The sequence below is a fragment of the Microbacterium sp. zg.Y909 genome (assembly GCF_024626565.1).
This window is the reverse complement of sequence record NZ_JANJFJ010000037.1, coordinates 1-22179: the sequence shown is the minus strand read 5'-3', so window position 1 is coordinate 22179 and position 22179 is coordinate 1. Positions and strand designations below refer to the sequence as shown.

Genomic DNA, 22179 nt, shown 5'->3' with positions numbered 1-22179 from the left:
CAGCTGTACGGAGTCTTCGGCACCCTCGCCCTCGGCATGCGGGTGCTCGACGCCGAGGGCGTGGCGCTGGATCGCATGTTCGCCCACGGAGGCATGTTCCGCACCGCGGGCGTCGCCCAGCGCTTCCTCGCCGGCGCACTCGGGGCCCCCGTCGCCGTGGGCGACACCGCAGCCGAAGGCGGCGCCTGGGGCATCGCCGTGCTGGCGTCGTACCTCGCCCACGCCGAAGGCACCGACCTCGCGACCTACCTCGACCGCCACGTCTTCGCCGGATCCGACGTCACCGTCGCCCAGCCCGACCCCGGCGACGTCGCCGGCTTCGCGACCTACCTCGACCGCTACCGCGCCGGCCTGGCCATCGAGGCCGCCGCCGTCGCCGCACTCTGAACCGCAACCGAAGGAACACCATGGCCCTCTCCACCTCCCTCGACGCCTACGAGGTCTGGTTCGTCACCGGCAGTCAGAACCTGTACGGCGAAGAGACCCTGCGCCAGGTCGCCGACCAGTCCCAGGCCGTCGTCGCCGGGCTGTCCGACCTGCCGGTGCGCGTGGTCTGGAAGCCCGTGCTGAAGGACTCCGACAGCATCCGTCGCCTCGCCCTCGAGGTGAACGCCCGCGACGACGTCATCGGCATCATCGCGTGGATGCACACCTTCAGCCCCGCCAAGATGTGGATCGCGGGCCTCGACGCGCTGCAGAAGCCGCTGCTGCACCTGCACACGCAGGCCAACGTCGAGCTGCCGTGGGCCGACATCGACTTCGACTTCATGAACCTCAACCAGGCCGCCCACGGCGACCGCGAGTTCGGGTACATCCAGACGCGGCTGAACGTCGCGCGCAAGACCGTCGTCGGGCACGTGTCGAACCCGGTCGTGCGCGAGCAGATCGAGCAGTGGCAGCGCGCCGCCGCCGGCTGGCAGGCCGCCCGCACCCTCAAGCTCGCCCGCTTCGGCGACAACATGCGCTACGTCGCGGTCACCGAGGGCGACAAGACCGAGGCCGAGCTGCGCTTCGGCGTGCAGGTCAACACGTGGGGCGTCAACGAGCTGGCGGATGCCGTCGCCGCAGCATCCGACGCCCAGATCGACGCCCTCGTGGCCGAGTACCTCGAGCTCTACGACGTCGCCGAGGAGCTGCGTCCCGGGGCGGAGCGCCACCAGTCGCTGCGCGACGGCGCCGCGATCGAGGTGGGCCTTCGCACCTTCCTCGAAGCCGGTGGCTTCGGCGCCTTCACGACGTCGTTCGAGGACCTGGGCGCACTGAAGCAGCTCCCCGGCCTCGCGGTGCAGCGCCTCATGGCCGAGGGCTACGGCTTCGGCGCCGAGGGCGACTGGAAGACCGCGATCCTGGTGCGGGTCGCGAATGTCATGGGCGCGGGCCTGCCTGGCGGCGCGAGCCTCATGGAGGACTACACCTACGACCTCGTCGAAGGCTCCGAGAGGATCCTCGGGGCGCACATGCTGGAGGTGTCGCCGTCGCTCACGACCGCGAAGCCGCGGCTCGAGGTGCATGCGCTGGGCATCGGCGGCAAGGAGGACCCGGTGCGCCTGGTCTTCACCGCCGACCCCGGCCCGGCCGTGGTCGTCGCGATGTCCGACATGCGCGACCGGTTCCGGCTGGTCGCCAACGTCGTCGAGAACGTCGAGGCGCCCGATCTGCCGAACCTCCCGGTGGGACGCGCGGTGTGGAAGCCCGCCCCCGACTTCGCCACGAGCGCCGGATGCTGGCTGGCCGCCGGTGCCGCCCACCACACCGTGATGACCACCGCGGTGGGCATCGAGGTGTTCCGGGACTTCGCCGAGATCGCGGGGACCGAGCTGCTCGTCATCGACGAGGACACCACCGTGCGCGGCTTCCAGAAGGAGCTGCGCTGGAACGCGGCGTACTACCGTCTGGCACAGGGGATCTGATCATGGCGCACATCCCGGCATCCGGCATCCAGCACACCCTCCGTCACGGCCGCAGCGAGGCGGTCATCGCCAGCGTCGGCGCATCGCTGCGGTCGTTCACGCACACCGGCCGGCACCTCGTGGTGCCCTTCGACGCCGACGAGGTGCGCCCGGCGTACCGCGGCGCGACCCTCGCCCCCTGGCCGAACCGGGTCGTCGACGGGAGGTACGCGTTCGGTGGTGAAGAGCGCCGGCTGCCCCTGACCGAACCCGACCGTGGGCATGCCCTGCACGGGCTGGCGGCCTGGCTCGAGTTCGACGCCGTCGACAAGGGCTCAGACCACGTCACGCTCGCCGCGACCATCGAGCCGCAGACGGGCTACCCCTGGCGGGTGCGGGTGACCACCACGTTCGCCCTCGGTGACGACGGGCTCACCCAGACGGTGCGGGCCCAGAACCTGTCGGCCGATGCCGCGCCGTTCGGCACGGGCCCCCACCCCTACCTCGTGGCGGGGGAGGGCAGGGTCGACGACTGGACGCTCGAGCTTCCGGCATCCGAGGTGCTCTCGGTCACGCCCGACCGGTTGATCCCGACCGCGCTGGGACCCGTGGACGAGGCATTCGACTTCCGCACGCCGCGGCAGATCGGCGCGACCGAGATCGACCACGCGTTCACCGCTCTTGCGGCGGAAGCCGACGGCACCACCGCCGTGCGGGTGACCGATGCGGCCGGGCAGGGTGTCGGCATCGCGTGGGACGCCGCCTGCCCGTGGGTGCAGGTGCACACCGCCGATCTGCCCGGCGGGCCCGCGCAGCCGGGGCACCGCGGCGGCCTCGCGGTCGAGCCCATGACGTGCGCCCCCGACGCCTTCAACGCCCCCCGCTACGACTTCGACGCGGGCCTGCTGGTGATCGAGCCGGGGGCCACGGCCGAGGCGAGCTGGCGCATCTTCGCGATCTGAGCCGGCGCGCGCCGGCCTCGCTCAGCGGGGCCGGTGTGCCGCCAGTGCGTCGGCGAGAGCCGTGCGCACCGTGTCGATCGTCGTGCTGTCGCGGGACGACGCCCGGGTCGCGGCGAAGATCTGCCGCACCGGGGTGCCGGGGAGGTCCCGCAGCCGCACCGTGTCGCGTTCACCCGTCCAGACGAGGTCGGGAAGCATGGCCACGGCGTGCCCCGCGGCGACCATCCGCACATGGGCGACGAGGTCGGTCGCGTCGAAGCGGACGTCGGGCTCGAATCCCGCGGCACGGCACTGCTGCACCGCCCACTGGCGCACCGCGGTGCCCCGCGGCTCGAAGATCCAGCTGCGGTCGGCGAGGTCGCTCAGGGACTCGGCCACGTCGTCGCGTGGTAGGGCGAGGCGGATCGGATCCACTCCCAGCACCACCTTGTCGACACCGTCGCGCAGCTCGCGGGTGTGGCCGGGGTACTGCTCGGCCACGACCAGATCGAACGCGCGGGCGGTCAGTTCGAACAATCCCTCCTCCGGCGGCAGCTCGACCGCCTCGAGCCGCACCTGCGGGGCGCGGTCGGCGAGCAGGGTGAGGGTGGCAGGCACCAGCGCCTGCGCAGCCGTGGACATCACAGCGATGCGCACGCGGGTCTGCGCGCCGCGCGACGACGACAGCTCGGCGCGCGCCGCCTCGTCGAGCTCGAGCGCGCGCGCGGCGTGCGCGGCGAGCAGGCGGCCTTGCGCCGTGAGGCGCACGCGCCTGCCATCGGGCTCCAGCAGGGCCGTTCCCGCCTCCCGCTCCAGCAGCGACAGCTGCTGCGAGACCGTGGAAGGGCTGTAGGCCAGCGCCGCGGCGACCTCGGCGATCGTGCCGCGCTGCGCCAGTTCGTGCAGCAGCCGCAGCCGGCGCAGTTCGAGCATGTGCTCCCTCAGCATTCATCGATGTCATCGAATGATAACCGCCATGAATGTCCGCTTTTCATGCGGGATCGCGGACCTCACACTGAAACCTCACGGGCGCCGTCGGGCGCGCCCGGCGAGTGAAGAGGCACCATGACGCTGATCGACCCCACACCCTCCGGTTCCGCCGACCGCGACGCGGCCGCCGAACTCGGCGCGCTCGCCGACGGCGCCGTCGCTCTGGTGCGTCGCTGGCTCGACGAGAGCAGCACCGTGCCGGTGGACGCCGCCGCCCAGCGCCTCGCCGGGGTGCTGCGCGACGAGAACGGCCTGGCGTTCACGGTCGGCTTCGTCGACGGGGTCGTCCGCCCCGAGGACACCCGGGTCGCCGCACAGAACCTCCGCGCCCTCGTGCCGCTGACCCCCCGGTTCCTGCCGGCGCCGCTGCGCGCTCTCATCGCGCTCGGCGGAGCGATGGCCCCGCTCCTCCCCGGCATCGTCGTCCCCATCGCCCGCCGGGTGCTGCGCGGTATGGTGCGCCACCTCATCGTGGATGCCACCGACGCGCGACTCGGCCGTGCCATCCGCCGCATCCGCTCGGCCGAGGGCGTGCGCCTGAACGTCAACCTGCTGGGCGAGGCGATCCTCGGTCAGGAGGAAGCCACCCGCCGCCTGGAGGGCACGCGGCGACTGCTTTCGCGTGATGACGTGGACTACGTCTCGATCAAGGTGTCCTCCACCGTCGCCCCCCACAGCCCCTGGGCGTTCGACGAAGCCGTCGCGCACGCCGCCGATGCGCTCGTGCCGCTGTTCCACCTCGGGGCGAACGCCCGCACCGGGGCGAAGTTCATCAACCTCGACATGGAGGAGTACAAGGATCTCGACCTCACCCTCGCGGTGTTCACGTCGATCCTCGACCGGCCCGAGTTCCACCGGCTCGAGGCCGGGATCGTGCTGCAGGCGTACCTCCCCGATGCTCTGGGCGCCATGATGCGCCTGCAGGAGTGGGCGGCGGCCCGTGTCGCCGGTGGCGGCGCCCCCATCAAGGTGCGGGTGGTCAAGGGCGCGAACCTTCCGATGGAGCGCGTCGACGCCGAGGTGCACGACTGGCCGCTGGCCACGTGGGAGAGCAAGCAGGCATCGGATGCCTCCTACAAGGCGGTGCTGGAGTTTGCGCTGCGCCCCGAGCACATCGGCGCGGTGCGCATCGGCGTCGCCGGTCACAACCTGTTCGACATCGCCCTGGCCTGGCTCCTCGCCGAGCGCCGTGGCGTGACGGCGGGCGTCGAGTTCGAGATGCTGCTGGGTATGGCCTCGGCGCAGGCGACCGTCGTGCGCCGCACCGTCGGGTCGCTCCTGCTGTACACACCCGTCGTGCACCCCGCCGAGTTCGACGTCGCGATCGCCTATCTCATCCGCCGCCTGGAGGAGGGCGCGTCCAGCGACAACTTCATGTCGGCCGTGTTCGACCTCGGCGCTGACCCCGCGCTGTTCGAGCGCGAGCGCACCCGGTTCTTCGCGTCGCTCGCGACCATGCCGACCGACGTGCCGGCGCCGCGGCGCACGCAGAACCGCGCCGTCGAGCCCGCACCGGCCCCGCGCGGATCATTCGAGAACACCCCCGACACCGACCCGAGTCTCGCTGCCAACCGGCGCTGGGCCGACGGTATCCGTGCCCGCATGCAGGCATCCACCCTCGGCGAGGGCACCGTGCGCGAGAACACCCTGGGTGACCGGGCGGCGCTGGACGCCGTGATCGCGCGTGCGGTCGCCGCCGGCTCCGGCTGGCGGGCCCTCGGCGCCGAGGGGCGAGCGGAGATCCTGCACCGCGCCGGCGACGTGCTCGAGCGCCGCCGCGCCGAGCTGCTGGAGGTCATGGGTGCGGAGTGCGGCAAGGTCATCGAGCAGGGCGACCCCGAGGTCTCCGAGGCGATCGACTTCGCCCACTACTACGCCGAGAGCGCCGTGCGCGTCGCGGCGATCGACGGAGCCCGCCCCGCGCCCGTCGGCCTCACGGTGGTCACGCCCCCGTGGAACTTCCCCGTCGCCATCCCCGCCGGATCCACTCTCGCCGCGCTCGCCGCCGGCTCGCCCGTCATCATCAAGCCCGCCCGCCAGGCGCGGCGGTCGGGCGCCGTGATGATCGAGGCGCTGTGGGAGGCGGGCGTGCCCCGCGACGTGCTGCAGTACGTGCAGCTGGAGGGCCGCGAGCTCGGCACCGCGCTTGTGAGTGATCCCGCCGTCGAGCGGGTGATCCTCACCGGGGGCTACGAGACGGCCGAGCTGTTCCGCAGCTTCCGCCCCGACCTGCCGCTGCTGGCCGAAACGAGCGGCAAGAACGCCATCATCGTCACCCCCAGCGCCGACCTCGACCTCGCCGCGAAGGACGTCGCCTCGTCCGCCTTCGGTCACGCCGGGCAGAAGTGCTCCGCTGCGTCGCTCGTGATCCTCGTCGGCACTGTGGCGACGTCGCAGCGCTTCCGCCGCCAGCTCGTCGACGCCGTCGGCGCCTACCAGGTCGGCGCCCCGTGGGACGGCTCCACCCGCATCGGGCCGCTCATCGGTCGCGCCGACGGCAAGCTGCTGCACGCGCTCACGACCCTCGAGCCGGGGGAGCGCTGGGTGCTGCCGCCGGTCAAGCTCGACGATGCCGGCACCCTGTGGCGCCCCGGCATCCGCGAGGGTGTCGTGGCCGGGTCGCCCTTCCACCTCACCGAGTACTTCGGCCCGGTGCTGGGCGTCATGACCGCCGCGACCCTCGACGAGGCGCTCGAGATGGTCAACGCGATCGAGTACGGCCTGACCTCCGGGTTGCACTCGCTCGACGAGCGCGAAATCGCCACGTGGCTCGCCACCGTCGAAGCCGGCAACCTCTACGTCAACCGCGGCACGACCGGCGCCATCGTGCAGCGCCAGCCGTTCGGCGGCTGGAAGAAGGCGGCCGTGGGCGCGGGCACGAAGGCCGGCGGGCCCAACTACCTCGTCGGGCTCTCCGGCTGGACCGACGCCCCCGTCGACGCTCCGACGCCGAGCGACCCGCTCTCGGCAGGTGCGCTGCGCGCCGCAGGGCCGGATGCCGACGGGATCGCGTGGCTACGCGGCGCGCTGGCGACGGATACCGCGGCGTGGCAGGACGAGTTCGGGGTCGTCCGCGACGCCACGGGGCTGGCGAGCGAACAGAACGCCCTGCGCTACCAGGCGGTGCCGGTGACGGTGCGGTTCGAGTCCGGTAGCCCCGTCGAGCTCGTCCGCGTCGTCGCGGCGGGCCTGCGCGCCCGCGCCCGGCTCACGGTGAGCGCTGCCGAGGAGCTCCCCGCACCCGCGCGCACGTGGCTCATCGCGCAGGGCGTCGCCGCCGCCGTCGAGGGCGAGACCGCGTGGACGGGCCGCGCCGGCCGCCTCGCGGAGCAGGGCGGCCGCATCCGCCTCATCGGCGGCGACGCCGCCGACCTCGCCGCGCGCACCGGCGGTTCACCCGCCGTGGCGCTGTACACCGGTGCGGTCGTCGCCGCGGGCCGCGTGGAGCTGCTCCCGTTCCTGCGCGAGCAGGCAGTGTCGATCTCGGCGCACCGCTTCGGCACGCCCCGCCGCTACGAGATCCCGCTCCTCGCTCCGGCCGGCGGCGGCGCATGAGGCGCGCCCCCGACTACGCCGTCGACGACGTGGCGGCCGTGCGCGCCCTCGTGCGCGAGAACCCCTGGGCGACGCTCGTCAGCTTCGTTCCGGGGAGGGGCCTGGTGGCATCCCACTACCCGGTGCTGCTGGAGGAGGGTGCCGACGGCATCGTGCTGGTCAGTCACGTGGGCCGCCCCGACGAGCGACTGCACGAGCTCGGCGCACACGAGGCGATGGTGATCGTCTCGGGGCCTCAGGGATACGTGTCGCCCAGCTGGTACGACACCACCCCGGCGGTGCCGACCTGGAACTTCGCCACGGCCCACCTGTACGGCACCCCTGAGCTGCTCGCGGATGCCGAGAACCTCCTCGTGCTCGAGCGGCTCGTCGACCACTTCGAGCGGGTCTGCCCGAGCCCCACCTCATGAACCGCACGCTCGAGAACGCCGAGTACGCGGCACGCATCGTGCACGGCACGGTGGGCTTCCGGCTGCGGGTGGCGCGCTTCGAGGCGAAGGAGAAGATGAGTCAGGACAAGCCCGCCGCCGTGGTGCAGCGCGTCATCGATGCACTGCGACAGCCAGGCCCGTATGCCAACCCGGCGCTGGCCGAGCGAATGGCCAGGGCGCACGCTCTGCCATCATGACCGAAGACCCCGACGCTCGACTGTGCCGCCACGGAGCCCCGCAATGAACCCCACATCCCTGACCCTGCGCAACGCCCGCCCGTACGGGGGCGAGCCTGTCGACATCGTCATCGACGACGGCGTGATCGCCGCGATCGGCCCGGCGGGATCCGTCGCTCCCGTCGGCGACGTCGTCGACGTCGCCGGGCGATTCGTGGGGCCGGGCCTGTGGGATGCGCACGTGCACTTCACGCAGTGGGTCATCCGCCGGCGACGGGTGGATCTCACGGCAACCACGAGCGCCGAGGATGTGCTGGCGGCGGTGCGCACCGCCCGCGCCACCGGTGCGCCGCTGACCGACGGCATGCTGATCGGCTACGGGTTCCGCGATGGGCTGTGGCCGCACCCGCCCACCCTCGCCTCGCTGGACAGGGCGGAGCCCGACCTCCCTGTCGTGCTCATCAGCGCAGACCTGCACTGTGCCTGGATGAACAGCCCTGCCGCCCGTCGGCTGGGCTTGCCACTGGACGCGTCGGGTGTGATCAGCGAAGCGCCCTGGCTCGCCGCGCTGCAGAGGATCCAAGAGGCCACCTCGGTGCCTGCGGCCGCCTACGGCGACGCGGCCGACGCCGCCGCCCGGCGTGGCGTGGTCGGCGTCGTCGAGTACGAGAGCACCGACAACGTCGCCGAATGGACCGAGCGGGTCGCACGCGGAGTGTCGAGCCTGCGCGTCGACGTGGCGGTGTGGCCGGACCGGCTGGATGCCGCGATCGCGGCGGGGCTGCGCACCGGCGACCTCCTGGAGCCCGCGGGCCTGATCACGATGGGACGGCTCAAGGTCATCGTCGACGGCTCGCTGAACACCCGCACCGCGTGGTGCTGGGACCCCTATCCGGGGGTGGACCCCGCGAGCACGCACGCGTGCGGAGTCGAAAGCGTCCCGGTCGATGAGCTGCGGCGACTGCTGGAACGCGCCCACGGAGCCGGAATCGGTGCCGCCGTCCACGCCATCGGCGATCGAGCGAACACCGAGGTCATCGACGTGTTCGAGCAGCTGGGCATGTCCGGCATCATCGAGCACGCCCAGCTCGTGGGTGAGGGTGACTTCGCGAGGTTCGCCCGCCTCGGGCTCACCGCCAGTGTGCAGCCCGAGCATGCGATGGACGACCGTGACGTCGCAGACCGGTATTGGAAAGGTCGCACCGGCCGCGCCTTCGCGTTCGGTTCGCTCCACCGCGCCGGCGCCGCGTTGCGGCTGGGGTCCGACGCTCCTGTCTCCCCGCTGGACCCGTGGCATGCCATCGCCTCGGCGACGGCCCGCAGCCGGGGCGACCGTGAGACGTGGCACCCGGAGCAGCGCCTCCCGATGGATGCGGCGCTGGCGGCCAGCAGCAGAAGCCGCCTCGCTGTGGGCGAGCCCGCGGATCTCGTCATCGTGGACCGCGACCCGCTCTCGTGCGACCGCGACGGGCTGCGTGGGATGCCGGTGGCCGCCACGCTCCTCGGCGGCCGCTTCACCTGGCGAGATCTCTAGCGAGAGTTCCCGACACGCACAAAGGCCCCGGAGGACTCCGGGGCCTTTGTGCGTTGAGGTCAGTCGCCGCGCAGCTGTTCCTTGACTTCGTTGCGCGTCTTGACGGAGTCCCGCTCGGCCTCGGCCTTCTTCACGTCGGACTCGGCCTTGTGCTCGTCGACCCTGTCCTCGACGCGGTCCTTGGTGTCCTCGAACGCGTCCTTGGCCTTGCGGCCGGCCGTCTCAGCGGCGTTCTTCGCGTCGTCCATGAAACCCATGTCTCGCTCCTTTCGTGAAGGTCGGCCGGGGGGCACCCGTCCGACCAGCGTCCTCAGAAGCTATCGGGGCTGGGGGTGGGGATCATCCGGTTGAGAAGGGCGGGGCGTCGATGGTAGGGATGCCGCTCAGCCGAGGGGACCGGCGGGCCCGCCGGGTCCGCCAGGCCCGCCGAGCCCGCCCATGCCGCCGGCGTTCTGCTCGCCGGCGACGGCGGTGGCGACGACCGCGCCGTCGGCGGTGAGCGTGAGAGTGTCGCCGTCGGCGAGACCTGGCGCCGAGAAGACGACGTTCTGCACCGACTTGGGGGTGGTGACGCTGCCGAGCTTCTCGCCCGAGGACGACAGCACGGCCAGCTCGGTGCCGGCGGGGATCATCGCCGTCGGGGCGAACTGCACGCTCGCCTGCGGCGAGGCCGGGCTCGGAGCCTGCGCCATGCCGGCCGAGCCCATCGCGAACAGCGTGCCGCCCGAGACGGTCGTGCCGCCGTCGACGTCGATCGCCCCGTTGCCGCCCTCGGTGGTTCCGTGCACGATCGTCGTGCCGCCGGTGATCTCGGCGGTGCCGTTGGCGTCGAGGCCGTCGCCCTGAGCGTCGATCACCAGGTCGCCACCGGAGATGACGAGCGTCAGCGCGGCGGTGCCGGCGTCGGGCTCCGAGACGTTGAGGCCGTCGTCGTCTGCGGTGATCGCGGAGGTGCCTCCGCTCACCGTGATCTGTCCGGACTCGAGCCCCTCCACGGAGGATGCCACGGTGACGTCGCCGCCCGAGACGACCAGCTGCAGCTCCGCGTGCACGCCGTCGTCGCCGGTCGTGAGGGTCACGGCGGAGCCTGCCAGGTGCGCGTAGCCGTCGCTGTGGACGGCGTCGTCGGCGGCATCCACGGTCGCGCTCCCCGACTCCAGCACCACGATGTTGCCGGCGACGATCCCCTTGGCTCCGGACTCGGGATCGGACGACGCCCCGCCGCCGGCGGTGACCGTCACCGTGCCGCCGGTCTGTACGACGTCGGTGAAGGCGTCGATGCCGTCGGCGTCGGCGGTGATCTCGATGTCGCCTCCCTCGAGGTGGACGTATCCGCGTTCGGCATCCTCCTCGTTGTCGGCCTTCAGTCCGTCGCCCCCGGCCGTGACGTCGATGTCGCCGTCGCGGATGACGAGGTAGTCCTTGCCGCGGATGCCGTCGTCGACCGCGTCGACCGAGATGTCGCCGGACTGGATGACGAGCCCGTCCTTCGACGCGATGCCGTCGTTGCCGTTGCCGGTGACCGTCAGCGAGCCCGTGCCGGTGAGGGTCAGATCGGCGGCGCTGAAGAGGGCCGCGTTCGCGTCGGCGTCCTCCGCGTAGCCGGCGGCGTCGCTGAGCGTGTTCGCCGAGCCCTCGGCGAGCACGACGATTGCCTCGTCGGCCGACTGCACGTCGATCGCGGGCCCGTCGGTGTGGGCGATGTCAGCGCCGTCCAGCACGAGGGTCACCACGGCGTCGTCGGGGGCCGCCACGACCACCTGGCCCTCGAGGTCGCCCTCGAGCACGTAGGCGCCCGCGGCGGTGACTGTGACGGTGGAGCCGTCGACCTTGACCCCCGCGGCGTCGGTGCGGGCCGTGGACCCGCCGAGCGCGATGGTCTCGGCGTCGGCCGCCTTCGCAGCTTCGGGGTCGTCGTGCGGCTGCTGGTTGCCGGCGATCACGTCGGCGGCGGTGGAGAAACCGTCGAGCGTCGTGTCGACGGTGGTCGCCTGCGGCTCGGGGGTCGCAGCCTCGGGCGTCGACGCGGCCGGACTTGCGGCCTGGCCGCAGCCGGCGAGTGCGAGGGCGAGGACCGCGGGCGCCGCGGCCAGCCACAGGCGTCGGCCGCCCGGTCGGCGGGTGTCACGGGAGGGAGTCATGACAGGTCCTTTCAGGGGGAGGGGGTGAAGTGGCGCGTCAGGGTGCGGTGCCACTTGTTGCAGGGCAGGCCGGGGCGCAGCGCCGCCAGGCCGGTGCCGTACTTGGAGACGGATGCCGGGCGGTGGCCATGCCGCCACAGCGCGCGGTCGAGCGCCCCGGCGCGGCATCCGGATTTGGTCTCGACGATCGCCGTCGTCGGCAGCGTGAGCGTCCCGGAGTCGCCCGGCTGCTGCATGTCGCGCCAGGTGAGCTCGACGTCGACGGTGCCGCGCGAGGGGCCGGCATCGTGCTCGGGCGGCAGCAGCAGCGTCGCGCGGCGGTACGCGGTGGCGAGCACCGGCTGCAGGCTCTCGGCCAGGCGTCGGGCGTCGGGAATGCCGGCTTCGGTCAGCATCTCGGCCGCGGCGGTGACGGCTGCGGCGTCGAGGGTGGTGCCTGTCACCGGCACCCGGTCCTTCACCGTCGCCGACCGGCCGCCGCGGGTCTTGACCTCGAGGAACGAGGCGTCCGAGTCCACGTAGGTGCGCGCGCGCACCTTGAACCGCCGCCGCCGGCCGTGGGCGGCTCCCAGGTAGCTGTCGAGGGCCGGGGTGTCGAAGTACTGCGAGGCGTACCGCAGGGCGCGTTCGCCGTCGACCTCCAGCGCGTGGGTGCCCTCGGGCAGGTCGGCGAGCACCGCCGGCACGTCGGCCAGCGGCAGGATGTACTTGCGGTCCACCCGCGTCTGCAGCGCGGCTTCGGTGTTGAGGGCCGCAAGATCCACCGCCGGCAGCTCGGTGAGCGGGGCGAGGGCGTTCACCGCGACACCCGCACGTCGACGGTCGTGGTGTCCGAGACGAGGTCCAGTGAGCGCACCGTGGCGACATGCACGCGGCATCCGAGCAGCTCTTCGACGGCTGCCACGAGGGCCTGCTCGTCGGTGTGGGCGCGGTCGAGCACGATCGTCTGCTCCCGGTAGCGGCGCAGCAGGCGCGGGCTGTCGACCACAGCCATGACCAGGACGATGAGGGTGACCAGTCCCGCGCTCAGCCAGGTGACCGAGGCCGAGAGGCCGCTGATCAGGCCGATCGCCAGAGCGGCGAAGTAGTAGGCGATCTCACTCTGCTCGATCTCGCTGGAGCGCAGGCGAATGATGGACAGCACACCGAAGAGGCCGAGGCCCAGCCCCGCGCCGACCGTCGTGGAGCCGAGCACCATCGACACCGCCACAACGCCCACGTTGATGCCGACGAAGGCGATCGCGAGGTCGCGACGGCGGTGGCGGCGGAAGTACACGGCGTAGGCGAGCAGGCCGATCGCGACGAGGTCGAGCGCGATGACGGCGACGTGCTGCATGGAGGGCTCCTTTCGGGTCACCTCCATTGAGCGCGCCGGACCTTTGCGCCCTCTATGACCCGTCGTAGTTCCAGGTGCGAGTTCGCGCCCATCGCTGTGCGCTTCCTCCTGCGCGAATGGATGCCGTCGCACCCGCCGCCCTAGGATCGATGAAAGGGGGTGCCGTGGCGCTGCGAAAGAAGGCGAAGCAGGACGACATCGTCGCCGAGGGTCTGTACATCGCCTCTGCGGCGACGCGGCTGGCGTTGAAGAACCGCATCCTCGTCGACATCCTCACCGGGGCCGAAGGGTTCGAGGCCTCCCGGTTCGTCCCCGATGCCCGTGAGACGCTGCTGAGCCTCGCCGCCGAGGCGGAAGCCGACGCCGATCGCGCCGAGAAGGAGCGCAAAGCGGCCAAGGGGCGCCACACCGACTCGGACGGCACGCACGACTACCGCAGCCGCGACGTGCGCAACCTGCGCAAGCGGCGCAACCAGTCGCTGCACATCGCACAGGCCCTGCGCGAGCGCGCCGAAGACCCCGAAGAGCTGGTCAAGCTCGTCGACGACGCCCGGGATGCCGCCTGGTCGGAAGTGGCCAAGAACATCGACCGGTCGCTGCGGATCGAGGCGGCGCGACCGGACCTGGAGCCGGACTACGACAAGATGCGCCTCGCGCGTATGCAGGCGCTGCGCATGGTGGATCTCCCCAAGCTCCGCGCGCACCGCCGGGCGGCGAGCCACGCCGCTGCAGAGCGTGCCGGCGCCGAGCCCGACTCCGACCCCGACGGGAGAGCCGCGGCGGGCGGCTGACGCGCCGAAGCGGCCCCGATTCGCGCGACGCCCTCTCGTCGGGTAGGCTTTACGAGGCCCGCGCGACAGTGCAGGCCACGCGCCCGTAGCTCAATGGATAGAGCATCTGACTACGGATCAGAAGGTTGGGAGTTCGAGTCTCTTCGGGCGCACACTGTGTTGAGACAGTAACGAAAGGCCCCGGTTCGCCGGGGCCTTTCGTGTTTCCCGGGTCCGGTCCGCTCGTGTTTCCCGGGTCCGGTCCGCTCGTGTTTCCCGGGTCCGGTCCGCTCGTGTTTCCCGGGTCCGTCCGCTCGCCTGTCGCGGATGACGGTTTCCCACCGCGGGAAGCGACCGAATGCGACAGGGGAGCCCGCGGTCGGCCCCGTCCGCCCTCCGTGGTGCGCGTCAGGGACGCCAGCCCGCGCGCATCAGGGCGTGACGCACCCGCTCCACGGCGCGGCGCGGTCGGGGGTACACATCCCCTGCGGTGACCCGCACGACATCCCATCCGAGGTCGCGGCATCGGGCATGCTTCTGTACGTCGCGGTGCCACTGCACGCGGTCGGTGCGGTGGTGATCTCCCTCGTACTCCACCAGAACCCGCCACCGTGGATACGCGATCTCGGTCCAGCCGAAGCGCCTTCCGGTGGCATCCACCAGGTCGACGTCGAGCTCCGGCTCCGGCAGGCCCGCCTGTATCAGCGCCTCCCGCAGGTCGGTCTCGCCCGGAGACATGCTGCCCACGCGGATCCGCGGCAGGGCCTCGCGCAGCCGTCCCACGCCGACGCGGCGCCCGGCCGCCACCGCCGACGCCAGGTCGTCGAGCGTTGCGAGCGCCGTCGCTGGGCCGCCTCCGTCGCCGCCGCGCTGTCGCGGCTGGTGCACGATCGCGTCGCCCACGGCTACGAGGCGCGCGACGCTCAGGAACCGGCCGAGGGACGCCCACGTGGACGCCGGAATCGCCACCGGGATCCCGCGATGCTGCTGGATGCTCGTGAGCATCGGTGTGGTCTCGTGCCCCCGCACGCCCGCTGCCCGCAGCAGGCGCCGGGGCGCGAAGACGGCGACGTGAAGCGGCTCGGGATCCGGCTGGCCTGGGGGTCGGGGTGGCAGCGGCAGGCCCCAGAGGACCGCGGCGGTCATCGCAGTGAAGAACGCGTGGTCGGGCATCACGGTCGCGAACGCCCGGGCCTGCACGAGGAGCCGGTCACGGCGCTGTCGGTCGCGGTGCACGGTGTCGTGCGGTGCAGTCGCGCCCGCGGCGTCCGGCTCGGGGTGGGCGCGCGCCAGGATGACACGCGCGCCGTGGAAAGGCGCCTCGAGATCGGAGGCCCGCAACCTTCCGGGCGTCGCACCGAGCGTGAGGGCGTGGGTGGTGCTGAACCAGGGCTCAAGGCTCAGCGGGAGGGGGCCGGGGTGTGGCATCCGCCGACGATTGCACCCTCGGCGGCGACGGATCGGGGGCGTGGCGCAATCCGGGATGCCACGGTGACATCGTCGCCTGTGGAGAACGCCCCGCCCCGCTCGCCCGTCGCATCGTGTCCCCTGCGCGGGCCGGAAAGCGTCATCCGCGACAGGCGAGGCCGCAGAAGCGCGCCGCACCACCCGCCCCCTTGCACTCCCGTCGCCGAGTGCTAATCTGTTGCTACTTGAGTCGAGGCGACTCAAGTTTGCGACCTGATGGGTGCCGGCATCCGGCACAGCTCGATAAGGAGACACGAATGGCGAATTATGACCCGCTCCGTGACCTGGAGCGTTTCGCGAGCAACCTGATGGACCCCGCCCGCCGCGGTCCGCGACAGATGCCGATGGACCTTTACCGTGAGGGTGACCACTACGTGCTCGAGGCCGACCTGCCGGGCATCGACCCGGGCTCGGTCGACATCGACGTCGACGGCCAGCTGCTGACCATCCGTGCCGAGCGCACGATCAACGTCGGCGAGGGCGTCAAGTGGATCACCCGCGAGCGCGAGGCCGGCAGCTTCCTGCGCCAGCTGAGCCTCGGACAGGGGCTCGACACCGAGCGCATCGCCGCGACCTACCGCAACGGCGTTCTCAGCGTGAAGATCCCCGTCAGCGAGAAGGCAAAGCCCCGCAAGGTCGAGGTGACCACCGAGGACTCCGGTCCCTCGCTCAAGGTGAGCGAGTCCGGCCAGGGTCAGTAGAAGCCACAGTCCTGACGCAGTTCTGACAGAAGCCCCGGATGCCCCCGTCCGGGGCTTCTGCGCGTAGGGTCGAAGGGTGAGCGCGTACGTCTCGGCGTTCGAGTTGTTCTCCATCGGTGTAGGACCCTCGAGCTCCCATACAGTCGGTCCCATGCGGGCGGGCCGTGATTTCGCTGCCCGCCTGCGCGAGGCGGGTGCCCTGCCGAGCGTCGCGCGCGTGACCTGCACCCTCTTCGGGTCGCTCGGCGCCACCGGCATCGGCCACGGCACTCCCGACGCGGTCGTCGCGGGGCTGCAGGGCCACACCCCCGAGAGCGTCCACCCCGACACGGTGCGCCGCGCCTGGACCGAGTGGCCCCCGGATGCCGCGCTGCGGCTGGACGGCACGCACCCGGTGCCGTTCGCCAAGGAGCACGTCACGTTCCTCCCGCGCACCCGCCTGCCGGGGCACCCGAACGCCATGACCCTGACGGCGATGGATGCCGCCGGTGCCACGGTGGCGGAGGAGACGTACTACTCCGTCGGCGGCGGCTTCATCCGCCGCGAGGGCGAGCAAGCTCGGGTCGCCACGCGCCCGTTCCCCCTCGACTACTCCAGTGCCGCAGAGCTGCTGGCGCTGTGCGACGAGCGCGGCATCACGATCGCCGAGGCCGCGCGGCTCAACGAGCAGGCGCTGCGCGACGAGGCCGACGTCGCGGCGGGGCTCGACGCGATCTGGGACGCGATGGCGGCGTGCGTTGAGGCGGGGCTGCAGGCCGACGGCGTGCTGCCGGGCATGCTCAAGGTCAAGCGTCGCGCCGGCATGATCCGCGCCCAGCTCGACGACGCCGAGGCCGAGGGTCGCCGCGAGCTCCCGGGGGAGTGGCTGGGGGCGTTCGCGCTCGCCGTCAACGAGGAGAACGCCTCGGGCGGTCGAGTCGTCACCGCCCCGACCAACGGCGCGGCCGGCATCCTCCCCGCCGTCGGCATGTACTGGTGGAGGTTCCTCGCCGACTCGGGTCTGGGCTCGGGTAACGCCGTCACCCCCTACGGCGAACTGGTCGGCAGCGCCCTGCTCGGCTACCACGCGCCGACAGGAGCGATCGCCGCGGCCGCCCCGGCGGACGACGGCCCGGCGATGGCCGACGCGAACCGTCGCCGTGGCATCCGCCGGTTCCTCCTCACCGCCACCGCCCTCGGGTCCCTCTTCAAGGCGAACGCGTCGATCTCGGGCGCCGAAGGCGGATGCCAAGCCGAAGTGGGGTCGGCGTGCGCCATGGCCGCCGCCGGACTCACGGCCGTCATGGGCGGCACCAATCGGCAGATCGAGAACGCCGCCGAGATCGCGATGGAACACCACCTGGGACTCACCTGCGACCCCGTCGGCGGGCTGGTGCAGATCCCCTGCATCGAGCGCAACGCCATCGCCGCCTCGACCGCCGTCACCGCCTCGCGGCTGGCGCTGCGCGGCGACGGAACGCACTACGTCTCGCTCGACGCGGTGGTTGAGACGATGCGGCAGACCGGCATCGACATGTCGACGAAGTACAAGGAGACCAGCGAAGGCGGGCTCGCCGTCAACGTCATCGAGTGCTGACCTTCGCGCCGCCGCGCTGTGCGTCGCGCGTAGGATCGAGGCACCCGAACCCCGGTCCGTCAGCAAGGATGCCGATGTCCGCCACCCCCACCGCTCCCGCTCCTGCCCGCGCTCGCCTCCCGCGTGTGGCCGGCCGTACCTGGTGGGTCGTCGTGCTCGTCGGGTTCGTCGGCCAGCTCGCCTGGACGGTCGAGAACATGTACCTCAACGTGTTCGTCTACGACACGATCACGACCGACCCCACCGTCATCGCCGTGCTCGTCGCCGCATCGGCGGTGGCCGCGACCCTGTCGACCATGCTCGTCGGCGCCTGGTCCGACCGAGTGCGCCGCCGCCGCCCGTTCATCGCGATCGGCTACATCCTGTGGGGCCTGACGACGGCGACCTTCGGCTTCGTGCAGCCCTCGGCGGGGGCCCAGGCGGCTCTTGTGGTCGGCACCGCCGTGGTCGCGATCATCCTGCTCGACTGCGTGATGTCGGTGTTCGGCTCCGGTGCGAACGACGCGGCGTTCAACGCCTGGGTGACCGATGCCACGACCCCCGCCGACCGGGGCCGTGTCGATGCGGTGTTGTCGGTGCTCCCGCTCATGGCGATGCTGCTGGTGTTCGGGCTGCTCGACCCGCTCACCCAGGCCGGCGAATGGAAGCTGTTCTTCGCGATCATCGGCATCGCCACTGCCGTCGTCGGCGTCGTCGCGTGGTTCCTGGTGCGCGATGCACCCGGCATCCAGTCGTCCTCCGATGGATACCTGCGTGCCCTCGTGCACGGGCTCCGGCCCTCGACCGTGCGGTTTCACCCGCGGCTGTACACGCTGCTGGTGGCGTGGGCGATCATCGGCACCAGCACGCAGGTGTACTTCCCGTACCTGATCATCTACATCCAGCGGTACCTGCGCATCGACGGCTACCCGATCGTGCTCGCGAGCGTGCTGACCCTCGCCGCCGTCATCAGCGTCGTCGGCGGCCGGGTGGTGGACCGGGTCGGCAAGACCCGGGCCATCCTTCCCGCCGTGATCTTCATGGTCGTGGGGCTTGCCGGCATGTTCGTCGTCCGCGACATGCTGAGCGTGATCGTCTTCGGCACGATCATGATGGGCGGGTTCATGCTCTCCACCGCGGCGCTCTCTGCCAGCGTCCGCGATGCGACGCCCGGCGACCGCGTGGGCATGGTGCAGGGGCTGCGCATGATCTTCGTGGTGCTGATCCCGATGGTGATCGGACCCTTCATCGGCTCGGCGGTCATCATCGGCGCGAACGAGACCTACGTCGACCTCGACATCGTGAAGCAGGTGCCGACCCCGTGGATCTTCCCGGCGGCGGCGGTCGTCGCCCTGCTCGTCGTCGTGCCGATGCTGGCGCTGCGGCGCCTGCCGGAGAGGGTGGATGCCGCATGAGCGAGCCGATGCTGACCCCGTGGGGCGAACGCCTCGACCGCGATGCTCCCCTGCCGGAGTACCCGCGCCCCCAGCTCGTGCGCGAGGGCTGGACGAACCTCAACGGGATCTGGTCGTACGCGGTGACGCCGTTCGCGGCATCCGACCCCCTCGCCGTCGCCGACCCGACCGTGCCGCCACCGGCTTGGGAGGGCGACATCGTCGTGCCGTTCTCGCCCGAGACGCCGCTGTCGGGCGTCGGGCGGTCGCTCGGCGCCGACGAGACGCTCTGGTACCGCCGCACGTTCGCCTTGCCGCGGCCCGTCGGCGACGACGAGCGCGTGCTGCTGCACTTCGGGGCGGTCGACCAGTCCTGCCGCGTCGCCGTCGACGGCGTCGAAGTCGGCGGTCACACCGGCGGGTACCTTCCCTTCACCCTCGACGTGACTGCGGCTCTCGCCGACGGCGACGCGCACGAGATCACCGTCGCGGTGCGCGACGTGACGGATGCCGCGTGGCTCGCGCGCGGCAAGCAATCCAGCCGGCGCGGGGGCATCTGGTACACGCCGCAGTCGGGCATCTGGCAGACGGTGTGGCTCGAGATCGTGCCCCGCGTCGCTGTCGACGCGCTGGTGCTCACCCCGGATCTGCCCGGGGCGGCCGTGGAGGTGACGGTCGAGAGTGTCCACGGTGCCGGTGTCGAGGCCGTCGTCTCGGTGTCGTCTGCGGGCGAGGTCGTGGCCGCCGCGACCGTGCCGGTGGGCGAGCCGACGCGCATCGCCCTGCCGGCGCCGGTGCGGGCCTGGTCGCCCGACGATCCGTTCCTGTACGACATCGAGGTGACCCTCGGCGAGGACCGGGTGCAGAGCTATGTCGGCATGCGCTCGTTCGGCGTCGGCGTCGACGACCGCGGCCACGCGCGGCTGCTGCTGAACGGGCATCCGCATCTGCCGGTGGGGCTGCTCGACCAGGGCTACTGGCCCGACGGCGGCTACACCGCCCCGAGCGACGCGGCGCTGGAGTACGACATCCGCCTCGCGAAGCGCCTCGGCTACACCATGCTGCGCAAGCACATCAAGGTCGAGCCGCTGCGCTGGTACCACCACTGCGACCGGCTCGGCATGCTGGTGTGGCAGGACGCGGTCAACGGCGGCGGGCGCTATCGGCCGGCCGTCATCACCGCGCCGGTGTTCGGCGCCCCCGCGCTCGACGACACCCGCTATGCGCGGTTCGCGCGCGCCGACGCGAGGGGCCGGGAGCGCTTCGAGGCGGAGCTCGTCGAGATGATCGAGCACCTGCGGAGCGTGCCTTCGCTGTCGCTCTGGGTGCCGTTCAACGAGGGGTGGGGCCAGTTCGACGCCGCCCGCATCGCCGCGCTGGTGCGCGACCTCGACCCCACGCGTCCGATCGACCATGCGAGCGGCTGGCACGACCAACGCGCCGGCGACCTGCACAGCCGGCACGTGTACTTTCGCCCGGTGCGCATGCCGCGTCGGCGCGACGGGCGGGTCGAGGCCGTCACGGAGTACGGCGGCTACAGCCTCGCGGTGGCCGGCCGCACCTGGACGGACAAGGTGTTCGGCTACCGGCGCTATCGCTCCCGGGCGCGACTGCAGGTGGCGCTCGAGCGCCTGCACGACGCGGAGATCGTCCCCGCGATCGGCCGCGGGCTGGCGGCGACCGTGTACACGCAGCTCTCGGACGTCGAGGACGAGGTCAACGGCATGGTCACCTACGACCGCCGGTATGTGAAGGTCGACGAGGCGGCGCTGCGCGCGATGAACGAGCGGCTGCAGGCCGCGGCATCCTCACGCACTGCCGCAGAAGAGGAGCCCGCGTGACGCTGCGAGAACTGACCGAACCCGTCTCGCTCACCGCGGGCGACGGCCGGGTGCTCAACCGCGATGCCGTCGGGTGGGCGCGCCAGCCGATCGTCGACGCCTCGCGCGTGCACACCCGCTCATGGGGGCGCAACAAGCGGTGGGAGTACTGGAACGTCACGACCCCCACGCACATCCTCGCCTTCACCGTGTCGTCGATCGACTACGCCGCAGTTCTCGGCGTCTGGATCTTCGACCGGGCGACCGAGCGCACCTGGCAGGCCGACGCGACCGTGATCCCGCCGCGGGGGGTGACTCTCGCGCCACGGCTCGAGCAGGGATCGTCCCGGGCACGGGCGAAGGGGCTCGAGATCGACATCGACGAGGTCCCCGGTGGCACGCGCCTGCGCGCGCGCATCGAGGATGCCTCGTTCGACGTCGTCGCGCAGCTCCCCGAAGGACACGAGCGCCTCGCGGTGGTGGTGCCGTGGAGCTCTCGTCGGTTCCAGTACACGGTGAAGGACGTCGCGCGGCCCGCCGTGGGCACGGTCGTGGTCGAGGGCGTGACCTATGACGTGCCCGAGGGGCAGTCCTGGGCGGTGCTCGACCACGGCCGCGGTCGTTGGCCGTACGACGTGCAGTGGAACTGGGGTGCCGGGTCGGGGCGTGATGCAGCCGGCCGCGTCATCGGCATCCAGGTCGGGGCCAAATGGACCGACGGCACCGGCTCGACCGAGAACGCGATGCTCGTCGACGGCCGCCTGCACAAGATCCACGAAGAGCTCACCTGGGACTACGACATCGCCACCTGGCGGCGCCCGTGGCGCATCACCGGCGGTGGCCTGGATGCCACGTTCACCCCGTTCTACGACAAGGCCGGCAAGACGAACCTGCTCGTGCTGTCGTCGCGCACCGACCAGTGCTTCGGCCACTGGTCGGGCACCTTCACCACCGACGACGGCGACACGATCGCGTTCGACGGGATCCTGGGCTTCGCCGAGGAGGTGCACAACCGCTGGTGACTCGCCCCTCGCACCTCTCGCGCCTGGGCGGGGGCCGGGCCACGATAGGGGTATGGGGACGGACCCGGATGCCGCAGTGCAGGTGCAGGGCCTGGTCGTGAAGCGCGGCCGCACCACGGTGTTCGACGGTCTCGACATACGCATCCCGCGCGGGCGCATCACGGGCCTTCTCGGGCCGAGCGGTGGCGGCAAGACGACGCTCATGCGGGCGATCGTGGGGGTTCAGATCGTGGCCGCAGGCAGCGTCACCGTTCTGGGCGAGCCGGCAGGCTCCGTCGCCCTGCGGCGCCGGGTGTCATACGCGACGCAGGGCGCCTCGGTGTACGACGACCTCACCGTGGAGCAGAACCTGCGCTACGCCGCGCGGCTGCTCGGCGCGACGGCATCCGATGTCTCACGCGTGATGGCCGATGTCGACCTCACCGCCCAGCGCACGCAGCCGGCAGGTCGCTTGTCG

20 protein-coding genes and 1 tRNA gene are annotated in these 22179 nt (G+C 71.9%); 15 read left to right on the top strand and 6 right to left on the bottom strand.

The features are described from left to right. The 3 genes from NQ160_RS04910 to NQ160_RS04900 form a co-directional block, all read left to right on the top strand. The coding region (locus NQ160_RS04910; protein ID WP_257514124.1) for an FGGY-family carbohydrate kinase at positions 1-387 on the top strand (387 nt) is incomplete at its 5' end. 20 nt (positions 388-407) lie between these two features. Continuing rightward, entirely contained in the window at positions 408-1910 is a 1503-nt protein-coding gene (gene araA / locus NQ160_RS04905; protein ID WP_257514123.1) for an L-arabinose isomerase, read from the top strand. A 2-nt stretch (positions 1911-1912) separates the two neighbouring features. Continuing rightward, a complete protein-coding gene (locus NQ160_RS04900; protein ID WP_257514122.1) occupies positions 1913-2851 on the top strand; it encodes an aldose 1-epimerase family protein in 939 nt (312 codons plus the stop codon). A 21-nt stretch (positions 2852-2872) separates the two neighbouring features. Here NQ160_RS04900 and NQ160_RS04895 read toward each other — a convergent pair whose 3' ends face one another. Continuing rightward, positions 2873-3763, bottom strand: a complete 891-nt coding sequence (locus NQ160_RS04895; RefSeq protein WP_257514121.1) for a LysR family transcriptional regulator — start codon at positions 3761-3763, stop codon at positions 2873-2875. Between the two features lie 132 nt (positions 3764-3895). Between NQ160_RS04895 and NQ160_RS04890 the strand changes: the two genes are divergently transcribed. Genes NQ160_RS04890 through NQ160_RS04880 form a run of 4 tightly spaced genes read left to right on the top strand, consistent with a single transcriptional unit; the run spans position 3896 to position 9516 of the window. Continuing rightward, a complete protein-coding gene (locus NQ160_RS04890; protein WP_257514120.1) occupies positions 3896-7375 on the top strand; it encodes a bifunctional proline dehydrogenase/L-glutamate gamma-semialdehyde dehydrogenase in 3480 nt (1159 codons plus the stop codon). Further along, positions 7372-7785, top strand: coding sequence for an FMN-binding negative transcriptional regulator (locus NQ160_RS04885; protein ID WP_306852603.1), 414 nt, complete (start codon positions 7372-7374; stop codon positions 7783-7785). The genes NQ160_RS04890 and NQ160_RS04885 overlap by 4 nt, the downstream gene beginning before the upstream one ends. Further along, positions 7782-8003 (top strand): hypothetical protein, encoded by a 222-nt coding sequence (locus tag NQ160_RS24640; RefSeq protein ID WP_306852601.1) that lies wholly within the window; start codon positions 7782-7784, stop codon positions 8001-8003. Before NQ160_RS04885 ends, NQ160_RS24640 begins: the two co-directional genes overlap by 4 nt. A gap of 43 nt (positions 8004-8046) precedes the next feature. Then, positions 8047-9516: an amidohydrolase gene (locus NQ160_RS04880; RefSeq protein WP_257514119.1), complete on the top strand. Its 1470-nt coding sequence runs from the start codon at positions 8047-8049 to the stop codon at positions 9514-9516. Between the two features lie 59 nt (positions 9517-9575). Here NQ160_RS04880 and NQ160_RS04875 read toward each other — a convergent pair whose 3' ends face one another. The 4 genes from NQ160_RS04875 to NQ160_RS04860 form a co-directional block, all read right to left on the bottom strand. Next, entirely contained in the window at positions 9576-9773 is a 198-nt protein-coding gene (locus tag NQ160_RS04875; protein WP_257514118.1) for a hypothetical protein, read from the bottom strand. A 126-nt stretch (positions 9774-9899) separates the two neighbouring features. Beyond that, a complete protein-coding gene (locus NQ160_RS04870; protein ID WP_257514117.1) occupies positions 9900-11657 on the bottom strand; it encodes a carbohydrate-binding domain-containing protein in 1758 nt (585 codons plus the stop codon). A gap of 11 nt (positions 11658-11668) precedes the next feature. Next, on the bottom strand, positions 11669-12457 hold the full coding sequence (locus NQ160_RS04865) for a polyphosphate polymerase domain-containing protein (RefSeq protein WP_257514116.1): 789 nt from the start codon (positions 12455-12457) through the stop codon (positions 11669-11671). After that, entirely contained in the window at positions 12454-12993 is a 540-nt protein-coding gene (locus NQ160_RS04860) for a DUF4956 domain-containing protein (protein WP_257514115.1), read from the bottom strand. Before NQ160_RS04860 ends, NQ160_RS04865 begins: the two co-directional genes overlap by 4 nt. A gap of 164 nt (positions 12994-13157) precedes the next feature. Between NQ160_RS04860 and NQ160_RS04855 the strand changes: the two genes are divergently transcribed. Next, complete coding sequence (locus NQ160_RS04855) at positions 13158-13784, top strand: asparagine synthase (protein WP_257514114.1); 627 nt, start codon at positions 13158-13160, stop codon at positions 13782-13784. A gap of 79 nt (positions 13785-13863) precedes the next feature. After that, a tRNA-Arg gene (locus NQ160_RS04850) sits at positions 13864-13936 on the top strand. Between the two features lie 235 nt (positions 13937-14171). On the opposite strand, the gene NQ160_RS04845 is transcribed toward NQ160_RS04850, so the two are convergent. Further along, positions 14172-15191 (bottom strand): hypothetical protein, encoded by a 1020-nt coding sequence (locus NQ160_RS04845; protein ID WP_257514113.1) that lies wholly within the window; start codon positions 15189-15191, stop codon positions 14172-14174. Between the two features lie 296 nt (positions 15192-15487). On the opposite strand from NQ160_RS04845, the gene NQ160_RS04840 reads away from it, so the two are divergent. From NQ160_RS04840 to NQ160_RS04815, 6 genes are all read left to right on the top strand, one after another. Next, complete coding sequence (locus tag NQ160_RS04840) at positions 15488-15931, top strand: Hsp20/alpha crystallin family protein (RefSeq protein WP_257514112.1); 444 nt, start codon at positions 15488-15490, stop codon at positions 15929-15931. 76 nt (positions 15932-16007) lie between these two features. Next, a complete protein-coding gene (locus NQ160_RS04835) occupies positions 16008-17507 on the top strand; it encodes an L-serine ammonia-lyase, iron-sulfur-dependent, subunit alpha (RefSeq protein WP_257514111.1) in 1500 nt (499 codons plus the stop codon). Positions 17508-17581: 74 nt separating this feature from the next. Then, positions 17582-18901 (top strand): MFS transporter, encoded by a 1320-nt coding sequence (locus NQ160_RS04830; protein WP_257514110.1) that lies wholly within the window; start codon positions 17582-17584, stop codon positions 18899-18901. Next, a complete protein-coding gene (locus NQ160_RS04825; protein ID WP_257514109.1) occupies positions 18898-20721 on the top strand; it encodes a glycoside hydrolase family 2 protein in 1824 nt (607 codons plus the stop codon). Before NQ160_RS04830 ends, NQ160_RS04825 begins: the two co-directional genes overlap by 4 nt. Continuing rightward, a complete protein-coding gene (locus tag NQ160_RS04820) occupies positions 20718-21722 on the top strand; it encodes a DUF2804 domain-containing protein (protein ID WP_257514108.1) in 1005 nt (334 codons plus the stop codon). The genes NQ160_RS04825 and NQ160_RS04820 overlap by 4 nt, the downstream gene beginning before the upstream one ends. Before the next feature lie 52 nt (positions 21723-21774). Further along, a partial coding sequence (locus tag NQ160_RS04815; protein WP_257514107.1) for an ATP-binding cassette domain-containing protein occupies positions 21775-22179 on the top strand: 405 nt, incomplete at its 3' end.

Coding starts and splice junctions, on each gene's coding strand:
- araA (WP_257514123.1), top strand. CDS start 408: ATGGCCCTCTCCACCTCCCTCGACGCCTACGAGGTCTGGTTCGTCACC.
- NQ160_RS04900 (WP_257514122.1), top strand. CDS start 1,913: ATGGCGCACATCCCGGCATCCGGCATCCAGCACACCCTCCGTCACGGC.
- NQ160_RS04895 (WP_257514121.1), bottom strand. CDS start 3,763: ATGCTCGAACTGCGCCGGCTGCGGCTGCTGCACGAACTGGCGCAGCGC.
- NQ160_RS04890 (WP_257514120.1), top strand. CDS start 3,896: ATGACGCTGATCGACCCCACACCCTCCGGTTCCGCCGACCGCGACGCG.
- NQ160_RS04885 (WP_306852603.1), top strand. CDS start 7,372: ATGAGGCGCGCCCCCGACTACGCCGTCGACGACGTGGCGGCCGTGCGC.
- NQ160_RS24640 (WP_306852601.1), top strand. CDS start 7,782: ATGAACCGCACGCTCGAGAACGCCGAGTACGCGGCACGCATCGTGCAC.
- NQ160_RS04880 (WP_257514119.1), top strand. CDS start 8,047: ATGAACCCCACATCCCTGACCCTGCGCAACGCCCGCCCGTACGGGGGC.
- NQ160_RS04875 (WP_257514118.1), bottom strand. CDS start 9,773: ATGGGTTTCATGGACGACGCGAAGAACGCCGCTGAGACGGCCGGCCGC.
- NQ160_RS04870 (WP_257514117.1), bottom strand. CDS start 11,657: ATGACTCCCTCCCGTGACACCCGCCGACCGGGCGGCCGACGCCTGTGG.
- NQ160_RS04860 (WP_257514115.1), bottom strand. CDS start 12,993: ATGCAGCACGTCGCCGTCATCGCGCTCGACCTCGTCGCGATCGGCCTG.
- NQ160_RS04845 (WP_257514113.1), bottom strand. CDS start 15,191: ATGCCACACCCCGGCCCCCTCCCGCTGAGCCTTGAGCCCTGGTTCAGC.
- NQ160_RS04840 (WP_257514112.1), top strand. CDS start 15,488: ATGGCGAATTATGACCCGCTCCGTGACCTGGAGCGTTTCGCGAGCAAC.
- NQ160_RS04830 (WP_257514110.1), top strand. CDS start 17,582: ATGTCCGCCACCCCCACCGCTCCCGCTCCTGCCCGCGCTCGCCTCCCG.
- NQ160_RS04825 (WP_257514109.1), top strand. CDS start 18,898: ATGAGCGAGCCGATGCTGACCCCGTGGGGCGAACGCCTCGACCGCGAT.